Raw genomic sequence first — 13,778 nt, 5'->3', positions numbered from 1 at the left:
GGGCCCGGCGTGTCACAACAACACACCGCAGCCGGGCCCCGGGAAGGTCAGCGGGACAGCAGCTCGCGGGTCTCCTTCACCAACTGCTCGGAGGCGACCGGTTCCCAGGCCCTGAAGAGCTCGGTGAAGTACGCCCGGTTGCGGTCGAAGACGGCCGGCGACTGGGCGATCACGTCGAGTTCGTTGACCAGGGTCAGGTCGACGAAGACGGTGAGCTGCTCCGGTTCGAGCCGGGTCACGTCGCCGGTGAAGCGGTCGGCCACCTCGCCGGTCTCGGCGAGCCGGGGCCAGGTGCGGTCACGGTCGCAGGAGCCGTACCGGTAGACCAGCTCCTCGGCCTCGGCCCCGACGAGCCCCCGCAGCTCGTCGCGTTCCCGCCAGAAGTTCAGGGCCAGATCGAAGCCGTCGGTCCCGTAGGCCGCGTGGGTCAGCCCGGCGTCCTGCACCTCGGGCCCGTGACCGATAACGGCCAGACGGTCGGAGACCCGGCAGAGGTGCTGGTAGAGCGTCCCGCCGGGGTGCTTCACCGTGTCGGCGCCGCGCTCCCGGAGCCATGCCCGCACATCGATGTCGTCGCTCATGCCTTCTCACCCTAGGAGCCATGCCGTCCCGGCACGGCCCCGTGCAGTGAGCGCTTAATCACATATCGTCACGAGTTGTCGATGCGATGGTCGACCGGGCGCGCCGCGCACGACGTACCCATGAAGGGGTGGCTGCCGCGGACGTCGCCCAGCAATCCCGGCTCCCGGCGGGGGCGGCGTGGCGAAATCCGACGATCACAGGATCGCGGCGATCTCCAGGGCGGCCCGCCGGGGATCGCCGTTCCACCGCGTCGGGAACGCGTCGATCAGCCGCCAGCCGGCGCGGTGCAGGGCGATCTGGCGGGCCACGTGCGCGTCCGGTCCGCCGGGATGCACGGCACACAGGGCGCCCGCGAACCGCTCGGCCGACCCGGCGACGAGATCCACATGCCAGGCGCCGACCTCATAGCCGGTCCGGACGGGCACACCGAGGCGTTCGAGCTCACCGGCGAGCGACGCCACCCAGGGAGACTTGAGCGACAAATCGGAAATGTCGGGAATGGGCGGCGCGGCGGCCCACTCCAGGTACTCCCCCAGCAGACCCTCCGCCGCCGACAACCCGCTCACCACGACGAGCCTCTTCCTCGCCCTCGTGATCATCACGTTGAACAGCTGGGCATCCGCGACGAACCGCCGCCGCCCCGGCCCGTCCCCATCCCCGAGCCCGAGCGACACCACCACCGCCTCGGCCTCGCTGCCTTGGAAGGCGTGCACGGTACCCACCCGCAGCCGCAGCTCCTCGATCTTCTCGGCCGGCAGCGCGGCGAGCAGCGCGGCCTCCAGCGCCTCGGCCTGAGCCCGGAACGGACTGATCACCCCGATCCCGCGTACCCCCTTGCCGGCCAGCGCGGATACCGCCTCGAGCGCGGCCGCCACCTCGTCCCCGGCCGGCACGACCTCGATGGCGTCGACCGCCTCGGTGGCCGGGCTCCGCGTCATCACCGACACCCGATCGCCGTAGAACCGCCGCGCCGAGAACCCGATCAGGTGCGGCACGCTGCGGTAGTGCTCGGACAGCCAGGTCACCGGCGCCGCCCCGGCCGCGAGATCGTAGGCGCTGACCCTGCGTACATCGAGGTTCGGTGACGCTTCGTGGGCGGCCAGCACCGAGGACACGTCCACGTCGCTGACGAACGACACGAACCGCAGTTGCCGCGGATCACCGACGATCAGCGCGCGCTTCGCCCGGGCCAGCACCGGCGCCGCCCTGATCTGATCCACGTGCGACGCCTCGTCGATCACCACGAGGTCGAACATCCCGGGCGCCGGCGGCAGCAGATCCTCGACGTCGGTGACCGTCCCGATCCACAATGGCAGGGCTCTGACCAGCGGCGGAGCGTCGATCTGGGCGAGCAGCTCGCGGCGCCGGTTCCGTCCGGCCCGCAGCGCCGCGGCGAGCGCCTGAGCGGCCCTCCGGGCTTCACCGTCCCACCGTTTCGCACTGCGCGCCGCATCCCGCATGGCCTCCCCGGCCGCCTCCCGCAGCGCCGACTCGGCCTCGTGCAGCGCGGCCCACTGCGACTCCAGCCCACTGCCGCCGGTCGCGGCGAGGCGTGCCGCGGCACGCTGCGCGGTGGCCGCTGCGAGAGCTTCGGTCACTCTTTCCCGGGGTACGTCGGAACTGCCGCTCTTGGCCCGGATCCCGAGACTACGGAGTGCCCGCCGCCGGGCGAATCGTGCCCGCCAACCGGGTGGCGCCGCCAGCAGCCTGCGGACCTCATCCAGGTCCACGGCGGGGTCGAACGCGCCCGGCACGTCGACGGTGAGCCCGGGAATCAGGGGTTCGAATTCGGTCAGGCGGGCGGCGTGACGCTCCAGTTCGAGGGAGCCCGCAACCACGGCTCGGGTTTCCCGTACGTGGTCAATCGCGGCCTCGACCCTCTCCTGGCCGGCGCGAAGCCGGGAAGCGCTCGCACCCTGCTCCGCGCCCGCCGTCAGCTCGGCCTCGAGATCGGCCCGGCCGGCGTCCCCGAACAGCACGGGCGCCGGGCCCGGATAGCGGCTCAGCAGCTCGGCCAGCACTTCGGCGGCGTGCGGCGACTGCGTGGCGACCAGCACCGAACCGCCCCGATGCACCACCTCGAGCGCCGCTGCCACGACCGTGTGACTCTTCCCGCTACCGGGCGGACCGGACACCACCGTGACCGATTCCGTACGCGCCCGCGCCACGACCCGTTCCTGGTCGGCACTGAGCGGCAGCGGCGAATGGACCGGGCCCTCGTCCGTTCCCTCCCCCGCCGGCGCACCCTCGTCCGTTTCCTCCCTCGCCGGCGCACCCTCGTCCGTTTCCTCCCTCGCTGGCGCACCCTTGTAGATCGCCTCCAGCGCCGTCCCGGCCAGATCCCGGCCGGCCCAGCTGCGCAGGCTGTCACCGAGCCCGACACCGAACACATCCCTGATCACAAAAAGCGCGGGCGCCGCCACCACGACGAGCCGGTCCTTCGGCAACCGTTCGCCGGAATCGGTCACCGCGTCGAACGCCATCCCGGTCGCCTCGGCCGCCGACCGCAGCCACGCCCGGGCCCCGACCGCCTGCAGCCAGCCCGGGCCGCCGATGCCGGGGGCGGCCTCCAGCGCGGCGGCCAGCTCCCGGTCCTCGATCAACGGGGTGACCTGGAGGTCGCCCGCAGGCACAATCTGGTAGCCGAACAGGGCGCGTTCGAGATGGACGGGCTGGCTGAGGAGCGGAATCCGGATTTTTCGCATTTTTCCGTCGATGAGGGCGGTTCCCGCGAGAAATCCCCAGCCGACATGAAGAATCCGCTCTTCCCGATGCAGCGCATCAAGCGATGCCAGCCGATCGACGGCGGGCTTCCGCGGCGTCCGCTCGGCGCTCTTAACCCACACGAGCGCCTGAGCCCCACGAGTGACGTCAAGTGTCCGCTCGGCGGCCGCAGGAGCCAGCGCAGCAAGAACACCCAGAACGGTCGACGGTCGCATGGCGCCCGAGGCTACCGTCCCCCTCCACACCGCCCTCCCACCCAGCCCAGCCCTCAACTGTCCACGCGCCCGATTTGCCGCCCTCCCGCACAGCCAACCCCACCTGGCTGTACGCCACGGCCGGGTTCGCGCCCGATTTGCCACCCTCCCGCACAGCCAACCCCACCTGGCTGTACTCCACGGCTGGGTCGGCGCCCGATTTGTCGCCCTCCCATACAGCCAACCCCGCCTGGCTGCACGCCACGGCCGGGTTCGCGCCCGATTTGTCGCCCTCCCGCACAGCCAACCCGGCCTGGCTGTACTCCATGGCTGGGCCGGCGCCCGATTTGTCGCCCTCCCGTGCAGCCGTCCACCGTTGCCAGGCCGGCTGCAGCGCACGGCTGCCGGCTGCAGTACACGGCTGGCGGCTGCAGCGTGTGGTCGCCGGACCCGGCGCGTCGCAACCATGAGCTGCAGCCGACGTCGATCACCGGCCGAAACCAACCCCGCCCGGCTGTACGCCACGGCTGGGCCGGCACCCGAAATGTCGCTCTCCCGTACAGCCAACCCGGCCCGGCTGTACGCCACGGCTGGGCCCGCGCCCGAAATGTCGCCCTCCCGCACAGCCGGGAACGCCGTGAGCCGGCAACCGTCCCGCCACGCACGCGCACCAGGACGGAGATCCAACCAACCGCAGCCGGGCCGAACAGAACAGCGCAACCGCGAAACACCGACGAAAGGGACCGCTCTTGCGCAACGTTCTTCGCCGCTTCGCCCTGGCCGCCGCCCTCATCGCCCCGGCCACCCTCGGCCTCGCCACGATGACCGCCGGCACCGCCCAGGCCGCCACCCCGGCGAAGACCACCACCACCCAGACCAGCACCGCCAAGCCCGGCGAGACCACCCTGCAGAACGAGATCAACCGCCTCATCAACATCCAGCGCACCACCCACGGCTGCGCGGCCCTCAAGGTCGACGCCAAGCTCACCACCGCCGCCCGCGGCCACAGCGCCTGGATGGCCCAGACCGGCACCTTCTCCCACACCGGCCGCTCCAACTCCAACTTCGTCGCCCGGTCGAAGGCCGCCGGCTACGCCAAGCCGTCCGCCGAGAACATCGCCTGGGGCTACCGCACCGCCGCGCAGGTCGTCAACGGCTGGATGAACAGCCCCGGCCACCGCACCAACATCCTCAACTGCAAGTCCAAGACGGTCGGCGTCGGCGCGGTCTTCTCCGCCAATGGCACGCCGTACTACACCCAGGACTTCGGTTACTGAAGGAACTGAAAAGCCAGCTATGCCCCAGCCGATCCCCCTGCGGCTGGGGCATAGCCGTGTTTCGAGAACTGCTATGAAACATCGGTGCCTCTGACGGACAGGTACCGGGTGTGAGAGAACGGGAGTCGCGTTTCCGGGCGCTCTATGCCGACGCGTACGAGGATGTGCTGCGCTTCGCCCAGCGCCGGGTCGACCACAGCCACGCCGAGGACGCCGTCGCCGACGCGTTCCTGGTGGCCTGGCGCCGGTTCGACGAGGCGCCGGACCGGGACGGCGACCTGCGGGCGTGGCTGTTCGGGGTGGCCCGGAACTGCCTGCTCAACGCGCGCCGTGGCCGGGACCGCCGGTCCGCGCTGGCGGTCCGGCTCGCCGATCCGGCCGTCGTGTTCGACGACGGCTCGGACCTGCGGGTCGACCTCGCCGCGGCGTGGAAGCGGCTGAGCGACACCGAGCAGGAGGCGCTCGCCCTCGCCGTCTTCGAAGATCTCACCTCGGCGCAGGCCGCCCGGGTCCTCGGGATCAGCGCCACGGCATACCGGCTGCGGCTGCTGCGGGCCCGCCGCAGCCTGCGCCGGCATCTCGAACCGGCCGGCCTCCAGATCCTCGACCTGAGGGAGAACCCGTCATGACCGAACAGATCCTCGACCTGAGCGAGAACCCGTCATGACCGAACAGATCCTCGACCTGAGGGAGAACCCGTCATGACCGACCTCGATCAGGAGCTGCGCGCGCTGGACGCCGCCCTGCCGATCACGGCGGAGCAGCGGGAACGCGCGCTGACGGCGCTGGACCGGATCGTCGCCGGGCCGCCGCTCTCGATTCCGACGCCGCGCCGGCGGCTCGCCCTTCCCCGGTGGGCCGGTCCGGTCGCCGTGGCGGCCGCGGTCGCCGTGGCCGGCACGCTGATCGTCTTCCCGGGCGTGCTCGGGGGCGGCCGGGCCTACGCCTCGTGGACGCCGGTGCCGGCCCCGCTCACCGCCGCCGAGATCGCCATGATCGGCCCCGAGTGCGTGGAGGGCTTCGACAGCATGCCCGGGGTCAGCCGCGCCGACGCCCGGGTGGTGCTGGCCGAGCGCCGCGGCGAGTACGCCATGCTGCTCTACCGCGTCGAGAACCCGGAGACGTCCGTCGCCTGCCTGGCCCACAACGTCCCCGGCAGCGACGACGTCGACGACGTGAAGTGGGGTGCCGGCGGCGGTTCCGGGCCGGCGCGGACCGCGCCGCCGGACACGTACACGCAGGGCGCCATCTCCGACTTCGTCGAGGCCTCGGTGACCGACGGCGCCGCGGGCGAGGGCGTCACCGGGGTGACCGTCCACGCCGGCGACATCACGGCCGAGGCCACCGTCGCGGACGGGCGCTACGTGGTCTGGTGGCCGGGGCCGGCCTTCGCCCGCGACGACGACGGCGACCCGGCCTTCCTCGACCTCACGTACGACCTGACCCTCGACGACGGCCGCGTCGTCACCGGCGCCCAGCCCTACCTCCCGCGCTGACCGCGGACCCCGGATCGTGTCCCGCGGATCACTCACGTGATCCACGGGACACGGCCTGGGGCCGGCCGGCGGCAGCGAGCGCCTCACCGACGTGGTGCAGGAGTTCGGCCGCGGTGAACGGCTTGTGCAGGATGCGGGTGGCGGCGCCGATGTCGTACTGCGCCCGGATCTTGCCGTCGCTGTAACCGGACATGTAGAGGACGGCGAGCGAAGGGTGCCGGGCCCGCAGTTCGGAGGCCAGCAGCGGACCGGACGTGTCGCGCAGGACCACGTCGGTGAGCAGCAGGGACACCTCGTCGAGGGGCACGCCGGCGAGGTCGTCGACGGCGCGGTATCCGCTGTTGGAGAGCACCCGGACCACCAGGTCGCGGACGAACCGCTCGTCCTCGACGACGAGGACCAGCTCGCCGTGGCCGCCGAGGGGCGCCGGCCCGGACGCGGTGGTGTCGTCGCAGGTGGCGGACGCCGCGAGGGGCAGTTCGATCCGGAAGGTGGTGCCGATCCCGAGCGTGGACTCCACCGCGATGTGGCCCCCGGCGTCGCCGACGATGCCGTAGACGGTCGCGAGGCCGAGGCCCGTACCCTGCTCGGCGGTCTTCGTCGTGAAGAAGGGTTCGAAAAGCCGGTCGCGCACCTCGGTCGTCATGCCGGTCCCGGTGTCGCTCACGGTCAGCCGCGCCCACCCGCCGTCGGTGCCGAGCTGATCGGAGATGGCGACCTCGGCCACCACGGTGCCGCCGTCCGGCATCGCGTCCCGGGCGTTGATCACGAGGTTGAGCAGGATCTGGTCGAGCCGGCCGCGGTTGGCGCGCACCGGCACGACGCCGCCGCAGGGCCGGCAGACGAGCCGGATGTGCTCCCCGATGGTCCGGCTCAGCAGCTCCTCGGCGCCGGTCACCACCTCGTTCAGGTCGACGACCTCGACCTGGGTGGGCTCGCGCTTCGCGAAGAGCAGCAGCTGGCTGGTGAGCGACCGGGCGCGGTCGGCGGCGTCCCGGATCCGGGCGAGGTCGTCGGCGGCCTCGCCGGTCACCTCCTCGGCCAGGAAGTCCGCGTAGTTCATGATGATCGCGAGCAGGTTGTTGAAGTCGTGCGCGACCCCGCCGGCCAGCTGGCCGAGGCTCTCCAGCCGGGCCGCCCGGGCCGAGCGTTCCCGGGTCTGCTTCGCCTCGGTGATGTCACGCTCGGTGGCGGCCGCCGCGACCACGGTCCCGTTCTCGTCCCGGATCGGCGAGACGATCACGGATACGACGAAGGGGGTGCCGTCGCGGCGGATCCGCGTGGTCTCGTCCATCCGGATCTGCTCGCCCGCGGCTATCGTCCCGAGCGCCGCCTGCAGGGCCTCGCCGGCGCCGTCCGGCAGCAGGGCGGTGAGCGGCCTCCCGATCACCTCGTCCGCGGAGTAGCCGTAGATCCGCTCGGCCCCGCCGTTCCACGCGGTCACGATCCCGTCGAGGGTGCTGGCGATGACCGCGTCGGAACTCTGCTCGACGATCGCGGCGAGCATCTCCCGTTCCGACCACGACGCTTTCATGGGCCGGTGACCTTTCCGCTGCTCGATACGGGTCAGGGTAGTCCCGCCGCTCTCGCTTACCCCTCGGTTCCGGAAAGGCAGATTCGAACAGGATCTTCAAGGGTACGGAGGAATACGTCCTGTTTCGCCGGATCGAGGAGTTCTGATGAGTGCTGTCGCCAACCCGGCCACCGTCGAGCAGTGCCTGCGCCTGGGCGCCGGGTTCAGCCAGGGTGACCGGAATTGGATCGGGGAACTGTTCAGCACGCTGGACGCCCGGCTCGCCGGGTTCCACGAGGACGCCACCGACCTGGAGCTGTCGGTGAAGGACCGCGGCGCGAAGGGTCAGCACGTCTCGCTCATCTGCCGGATCGCCGGCCGCCCGGAGATCGTCACGACGTCGTCCGAGGAGGACCTGCACGCGGCCGTCATGGACGCGCGCGACGACCTCCGCCGCCGGCTCAACGACTCCAAGACCAAGCAGGAGCCGCGGCACAACCGGCACCTGCGCGACGTCCCCGTGGTGCCGGGCGACAACCTGGAGGTCTGATACCCGCTAGCCGACGGGCCGCCGGACAAGATTGACTACGACCATGAGCGTCTTGTCCGAGCGGTCCGCCGGCGTCCCCGGCAGTGCGGTGGCGGCCGCTTCCGTCACGGTCGTCCTCTGGGCGTCCGCGTTCGTCGGGATCCGGGCGGCCGCGCCGTACTTCTCCCCCGGGTCGCTCGCGCTGGGCCGGCTGCTGACCGGCGCCGTCGTGCTGCTCGTCTTCCTGGCGCTGCGCCGCCAGGGTCTGCCGCCGCGGGCCGCGTGGCCGGGTATCGCGATCTCCGGGGTGCTCTGGTTCGGGCTCTACATGGTCGCGCTGAACTGGGGCGAGGAGCTCGTCGACGCCGGCACGGCCGCGCTCGTCGTGAACGTCGGCCCGGCGATCATGGCGCTGCTCGCGGGCGTGTTCCTCGGTGAGGGCTTCCCGCCGCGCCTGCTGGCCGGGATCGCCGTCTCGTTCGCCGGGACGGTCGTGGTCGGGCTGTCGATGTCCGGCGGCGGGCACTCCCCGGTGCTCGGCGTGCTGCTCTGCCTGGTCGCGGCGATCACGTACGCGTCCGGTGTGGTGGCACAGAAGCCGGCCCTGCGGCACGCGACGGCGTTGCAGGCCACCACGTTCGGCTGCGTCATCGGCGCGCTCGCCTGCCTGCCGTTCGCCGGGCAGCTGGTCGCCGACGTCGCGGACGCGCCGCTGTCGGCCACCCTCAACGTGGTCTACCTCGGCGTCTTCCCGACCGCGATCGCGTTCACGACCTGGGCCTACGCGCTGGCCCGGACGACCGCCGGCAAGATGGGCTCGACGACGTACGCGGTGCCGGCCGTGGTCGTGCTGCTCTCCTGGCTGCTGCTCGACGAGGTGCCCGGCTGGGTCACCCTGGCCGGCGGCGCGCTCTGCCTCGCCGGTGTCGCCGTCTCCCGAGGCCCGGCCCGGTGGCGCAGACGGCCGCGGGAAGCGGCCGCGCAGAGCGCCTGACCCATCGGCGGAAGAGCTGATCGACGAGCGTTACTAGGATGACGACGTGATCCTGGGCCGCCTATCGGAAATCAATGCTCTGGAGGCCCTGCTCGGCGGCGCCGCGGCCGGTGACGGCGGTGCGCTGGTGCTGCGCGGCGAGGCCGGGATCGGCAAGTCGACGCTGATCGGCGCGGCGCGCGACCGGGCCGCCGGCCGTGGGCTGCGCGTGCTGGAGACGGCCGGGGTCCAGGCCGAGGTGCACATCCCGTACGCGGGCCTGCATCGCCTCCTGCGCACCGCGCCCGACCTGGCCGGCGCCGCCGTGGAGATCCTCGGCTCGCCGGACGCCCTGCCCTATCGCGCCGCGACGGCACTGCTCACGGCGCTGACCAGGCACGACACGCCCGTCCTGATCACCGTCGAGGATCTGCAGTGGCTCGACGACGCCAGCTGGGAGGCGCTCGCGTTCGCGGCCCGCCGGCTGAGCGCCGAGTCGGCCGCGATGCTGCTGACCGCGCGGGACGGCCGGGACGTCAGCCGCCGGCTCGCGGGTGCGGGCCTTCCGGAGGTACGTCTGGAGCCGCTGGATCCCGGCGCCGCGGCGGAGCTGCTGCGCCGGGTCGCGCCGGAGCTGGCGCCGTCCATCGCCGACCAGGTCCTCGACGCGGCGCAGGGCAACCCGCTCGGCATCATCGAGCTCGGCGAGGCCGCCGCCCGGTCCGGCCCCTCGGTGCTGCTGCCGAACCGGGTGCCGCTCAGCGAACGCCTGGAGCGCACGTTCTCCGGCCTGGTCGCCGAGCTGCCGCCGGTGACCCGGTCGCTGCTGCTGGTCGCGGCGCTCGACGACGGCGACGACCTGGACGAGATCGTCCGGGCCTGCCGTCTCGTGGAGCCCCGCACGGTCCGCCACGAGGACCTCGACCCGGCCATCGCGACGCGTCTGGTGCAGCTGGACGACCGGATGCAGGTGCGGTTCCGGCATCCCCTGCTGCGGTCCGCGCTCTCCCAGTCGGCGACGCTGATGCAGCGCCGCCGGGTGCACGCGGCGCTCGCCGGGATCCTGGTGGACCACCCGGAGCGCGGCCTCTGGCATCGGGCCGCCGCCGCGAACGGGCCTGATGAGGAACTGGCCCGGGAGCTGACCGAGACCGCGATCCGGGCCGGGCGCCGGCAGGCCGCGGGCATCGCGATGACCGCTTTCGAGCAGGCCGCGCGGCTCAGCGAGGATCTCGCGGCGCGCGGGTCCCGGCTGCTCGCCGCCGTCGACATGGCGTCCGAGCAGGGCGACGACGTGGCGAACAACCGGCTGCTCGACGAGATCCGGCCGCACGAGCTCACCCCGGCCGACCGGGCCGCCTACGAGTTCCTCCTGGAGATGCTGCACGGCAACCGGTGGTCCGGCAGCGACCGGCTGGTCACCCTCGCGGCGGCGATCGAGGCGCTGGTCGCGGCAGGGGACACCGGGCGGGCCGGGCACCTGCTCGACATGGTCGCGCTGCGGACGTACTTCGCCGAGCCGGACCCGGCCGTCGTGGAGCGGCTGGTCGCCGCGGTCGACGCGGTGATGGCGATCTCCGACGACCCGCTGCTGCCGGCCCAGCTCGCGCTGATCGCGCCGATCAGCCGGGGTGCCGAGTGCCGGCGGCGGATGCGGGAGCTGCTCGTCGCGGCCGGGACCGACCCGTACACGACGTACCAGCTCGGGCTCGGCGCGGCGACCACCGGCGATCTGCCGATGGCCGTCGAGTTCGACGCCGCCGCGGTGGTCGGGCTGCGCGCGCAGGGCCGGCTCGGCGTCCTCTACCGGGCCCAGATCATCCACGCGTCGCACGCGGTCTACCTCGGTGACGTCCGGACCGCGATGCCGCTGCTGCCGGAGAGCGAGGCGTTCGCCGTACGGAACGGGCACCGCAACTGGGTGCCGACCGCGTGGACCACCGCCGGGGCGGCCGCGGCGCTGCGGGGCGACCTCGCCGAGGCCGAGCGGCGGGCCGCCGCCACCGAGGCGGTGCTGCTGCCGCTCGGCCGCAATCCGCTGCTGGCCGGCGTCCGGCAGATCCGCGGGTTCGCGGCGCTCGGGGCGGGCCGGCCGGCGGAGGCGTTCGCCGAGCTGAGCCGGGTGTTCGACGCCACCGACGACGCGTACCACCTGGGCACCGGGCTGTTCCTGGTCGGTCATCTGGCCGAGGCGGCGGCCGGCTGCGGCGCCACGGCCGCCCTGCGCCGCATCGTCGGCGATCTGGTGCCGGTCGCCGAGCAGTCCGGCCACCCGGCGTTGCTGGCCGGTCTCGGGTACGCGCACGCCGTCCTGGCCGACAGCGCCGAGGCGTGGGAGAAGGCGGTAGGCGAGGATCTGACCGGCTGGGCGTTCGAGCAGGCGAGGCGACAGCATGCGTACGGGACGTGGCTGCGACGCCGGAGGCGGCCCGCCGAGTGCCGGGCGCTGCTGCGCGCGGCCGCCGCGACGTTCGACGCGCTCGGCGCCACGGCGTGGGCCGACCGGTCCCGGGCCGAGCTGCGCGCGTCCGGCGAGTCGCTGCGCCGGCCGTCCGACACGACGGCGGCCCTGACCCCGCAGGAGACGCAGATCGCGCGGCTGGCCGCCGAGGGGCTGAGCAACCAGGAGATCGGCGAGCGGCTGTTCCTGTCGCCGCGCACGGTCAGCACGCATCTCTCCCGGATCTACCCGAAGCTGGGCATCCGGTCGCGCACCGAGCTGGCCCGGGCGCTACGGAATACATAGTTCTACGTACGCGACCGGCGCCCCGCCTTCCTTAGGTTCGGTGCATGCCTCTGGGGGAACGGCTTCGCCGGTCGCGGCATGCGGCCGGGCTGACGATGGAACAACTGGCCGAGACGTCCGGCGTGAGCGTGCGGGCGATCAGCGATCTGGAACGCGGTCACATCAGGGCGCCGCAGCCCCGCACGCTCGTCGCCCTCGCCGGCGCGCTCGGCATGACCACCGCGGAGCACCGGCGGCTCGAGGAGGACGCCCGCGCCCTGCGGATGCACACCGCGGCGGCCCGGCCCGGCGTCGGCGAGCCACCCCGGCCGGTCACCGACTTCGTCGGCCGGGAACGCGAGCTCGGCCTGGTCCGGCGGCATGCCGCGACCGGCGGCCCGGGCCGGCCGATGCCGGTGGTGCTGGCTCACGGGCAGGCCGGGCTCGGCAAGACCGCGTTCGCGGTGCGGGTGGCCGGCCGGCTGCGTGACGCGTACCCGGACGGGTGCTTCCACCTGGACCTGCGCGGCGTCGACCCGGAGCCGCCGGCGGCCGGCGAGGTCGCGGCGCAGCTGCTGCGAGCGCTCGACGTGAACCCGCGCCGGATCGCCGGCGACGACCAGGACCGGTGCGGCCAGCTGCGGGCCGTCCTGCGGGAACGCCGGTGCCTGCTGGTGCTCGACAACGCGGCCGAGGAGGCGCAGGTACGCCCGCTGCTGGCCGGCACCGGACCCGGCCTGGTCGTGGTGACCAGCCGCCGGACCCTCGCCGGCCTGGAGGGCGTGCTCCGGATCGGGCTGGCGCCGCTCGAGCCCGCCGAGTCCGCGGCCCTGCTGCGCTCGATCGCCGGGCAGGCCGCAGACCCGGCCGCGGCCGGCGATGTGGCGGCGGTCTCCCGGCTCTGCGGTCATCTGCCGCTGGCGCTGCGGATCGCCGGGACCCGGCTGGCGAACCGCGCCGGATGGACCGTCGGGCACCTGGTCGCCCGGCTCGCCGACGCCGACCGGCGGCTCGCCAACCTGCACACCGGCGACATCGGGGTGGCGGCCGCGTTCGCGCTGTCGCACGCCCAGCTCTCCGGCGAGGGCCGCGCGCTGTTCCGGCGGCTCGCGCACGTGCCGGGTACTGGCTTCGCGGCGCCGCTCGCCGCCGTGCTGACCGGAAGTGATCCGGACGACGCCGCCGACCGGCTGGACGAGCTCGTCGAGCTGGGGCTGCTCCAGCACGAGGGCGCCGACCGCTACCGCTTCCACGACCTGATCCGGCTCTTCGCCCGGGAGCGGCTCGCCGTCGAGGAGCCGGCCGGCAGCCGGGCCGCCACCCGGGAGCGGATGGCCCGCCGGCTCCTGGAGACCACCGTCGCGGCGGGCCGCTGGTTCGCGCCCGGCCCCGATCCCCGCGCCGGGGCTGATCCGGCGCCGCTCACCGCGCGGGCCGGCGCCGATCCGGCGCCGCTCACCGCGCGGGCCGGCGCCGATCCGGCGCCGCCGACCACGCGGGCCGGGACCGAACTGGCGCCGCTCGCCACCCGGGAGGAGGCCGGCGGGTGGCTGCAGGCGGAGGCGGAGAACTGGCTCGGCGCGCTGCGGATCGTCGCCGACGACAGGCTCGCCGCGGAGGTGGCCGGGGCGCTGCGCTGGTTCTCCGACGCCGTGCTGGCCCGGCCCGGCTGGGACGAGGACGCGCTCGCCGCATTCCGGGAGGCGGTGCGCGACCTGACCCGCCATACCGCGCTGAGCAGGTGAAACGAAAGTTCTGCCGGTCG

General features: G+C 73.5%; 10 protein-coding genes. 7 read left to right on the top strand and 3 right to left on the bottom strand.

Going from position 1 to position 13,778, the window contains the following annotated elements; translation table 11 throughout:
* Positions 1–47 precede the first annotated feature (47 nt).
* A complete protein-coding gene (locus tag AB0G10_RS32350) occupies positions 48–581 on the bottom strand; it encodes a DUF6817 domain-containing protein (RefSeq protein ID WP_360930292.1) in 534 nt (177 codons plus the stop codon).
* 195 nt (positions 582–776) lie between these two features.
* The gene (locus AB0G10_RS32345) at positions 777–3,287 is read right to left on the bottom strand and encodes an AAA domain-containing protein (protein ID WP_360930289.1); all 2,511 of its coding nucleotides are present in this window, start codon (positions 3,285–3,287) and stop codon (positions 777–779) included.
* A 962-nt stretch (positions 3,288–4,249) separates the two neighbouring features.
* Between AB0G10_RS32345 and AB0G10_RS32340 the strand changes: the two genes are divergently transcribed.
* From AB0G10_RS32340 to AB0G10_RS32330, 3 genes are all read left to right on the top strand, one after another.
* On the top strand, positions 4,250–4,777 hold the full coding sequence (locus tag AB0G10_RS32340; RefSeq protein ID WP_360930287.1) for a CAP domain-containing protein: 528 nt from the start codon (positions 4,250–4,252) through the stop codon (positions 4,775–4,777).
* Between the two features lie 110 nt (positions 4,778–4,887).
* The gene (locus tag AB0G10_RS32335) at positions 4,888–5,406 is read left to right on the top strand and encodes a sigma-70 family RNA polymerase sigma factor (RefSeq protein WP_360930284.1); all 519 of its coding nucleotides are present in this window, start codon (positions 4,888–4,890) and stop codon (positions 5,404–5,406) included.
* Positions 5,407–5,478: 72 nt separating this feature from the next.
* Positions 5,479–6,273, top strand: a complete 795-nt coding sequence (locus AB0G10_RS32330; RefSeq protein ID WP_360930281.1) for a hypothetical protein — start codon at positions 5,479–5,481, stop codon at positions 6,271–6,273.
* A 28-nt stretch (positions 6,274–6,301) separates the two neighbouring features.
* Here the strand turns inward: AB0G10_RS32330 and AB0G10_RS32325 are convergent, their stop codons facing one another.
* Entirely contained in the window at positions 6,302–7,807 is a 1,506-nt protein-coding gene (locus tag AB0G10_RS32325; RefSeq protein ID WP_360930278.1) for a PAS domain S-box protein, read from the bottom strand.
* Between the two features lie 145 nt (positions 7,808–7,952).
* Between AB0G10_RS32325 and AB0G10_RS32320 the strand changes: the two genes are divergently transcribed.
* The 4 genes from AB0G10_RS32320 to AB0G10_RS32305 are packed head-to-tail and all read left to right on the top strand — an operon-like array spanning position 7,953 to position 13,758.
* Positions 7,953–8,336: an HPF/RaiA family ribosome-associated protein gene (locus AB0G10_RS32320; RefSeq protein ID WP_360930275.1), complete on the top strand. Its 384-nt coding sequence runs from the start codon at positions 7,953–7,955 to the stop codon at positions 8,334–8,336.
* Between the two features lie 43 nt (positions 8,337–8,379).
* Complete coding sequence (locus tag AB0G10_RS32315; RefSeq protein ID WP_360930272.1) at positions 8,380–9,309, top strand: DMT family transporter; 930 nt, start codon at positions 8,380–8,382, stop codon at positions 9,307–9,309.
* A gap of 46 nt (positions 9,310–9,355) precedes the next feature.
* Positions 9,356–12,034 carry an AAA family ATPase gene (locus AB0G10_RS32310; RefSeq protein ID WP_360930269.1) on the top strand — a complete coding sequence of 893 codons (2,679 nt, stop codon included), beginning with the start codon at positions 9,356–9,358 and terminating at the stop codon, positions 12,032–12,034.
* Between the two features lie 44 nt (positions 12,035–12,078).
* Positions 12,079–13,758 (top strand): helix-turn-helix domain-containing protein, encoded by a 1,680-nt coding sequence (locus AB0G10_RS32305; protein ID WP_360930266.1) that lies wholly within the window; start codon positions 12,079–12,081, stop codon positions 13,756–13,758.
* Positions 13,759–13,778: the final 20 nt, after the last annotated feature.

The sequence above is a fragment of the Actinoplanes sp. NPDC023714 genome, assembly GCF_040639855.1.
Classification (GTDB): domain Bacteria; phylum Actinomycetota; class Actinomycetes; order Mycobacteriales; family Micromonosporaceae; genus Actinoplanes.
Note: the sequence above shows the minus strand (reverse complement) of the source record. Positions and strands in the feature narration are given on the sequence as shown.

Excerpts from the sequence above, each read along its gene's own strand:
- AB0G10_RS32350 (WP_360930292.1), bottom strand. The coding sequence starts at position 581 with ATGAGCGACGACATCGATGTGCGGGCATGGCTCCGGGAGCGCGGCGCC.
- AB0G10_RS32345 (WP_360930289.1), bottom strand. The coding sequence starts at position 3,287 with ATGCGAAAAATCCGGATTCCGCTCCTCAGCCAGCCCGTCCATCTCGAA.
- AB0G10_RS32330 (WP_360930281.1), top strand. The coding sequence starts at position 5,479 with ATGACCGACCTCGATCAGGAGCTGCGCGCGCTGGACGCCGCCCTGCCG.
- AB0G10_RS32325 (WP_360930278.1), bottom strand. The coding sequence starts at position 7,807 with ATGAAAGCGTCGTGGTCGGAACGGGAGATGCTCGCCGCGATCGTCGAG.
- AB0G10_RS32320 (WP_360930275.1), top strand. The coding sequence starts at position 7,953 with ATGAGTGCTGTCGCCAACCCGGCCACCGTCGAGCAGTGCCTGCGCCTG.
- AB0G10_RS32315 (WP_360930272.1), top strand. The coding sequence starts at position 8,380 with ATGAGCGTCTTGTCCGAGCGGTCCGCCGGCGTCCCCGGCAGTGCGGTG.
- AB0G10_RS32305 (WP_360930266.1), top strand. The coding sequence starts at position 12,079 with ATGCCTCTGGGGGAACGGCTTCGCCGGTCGCGGCATGCGGCCGGGCTG.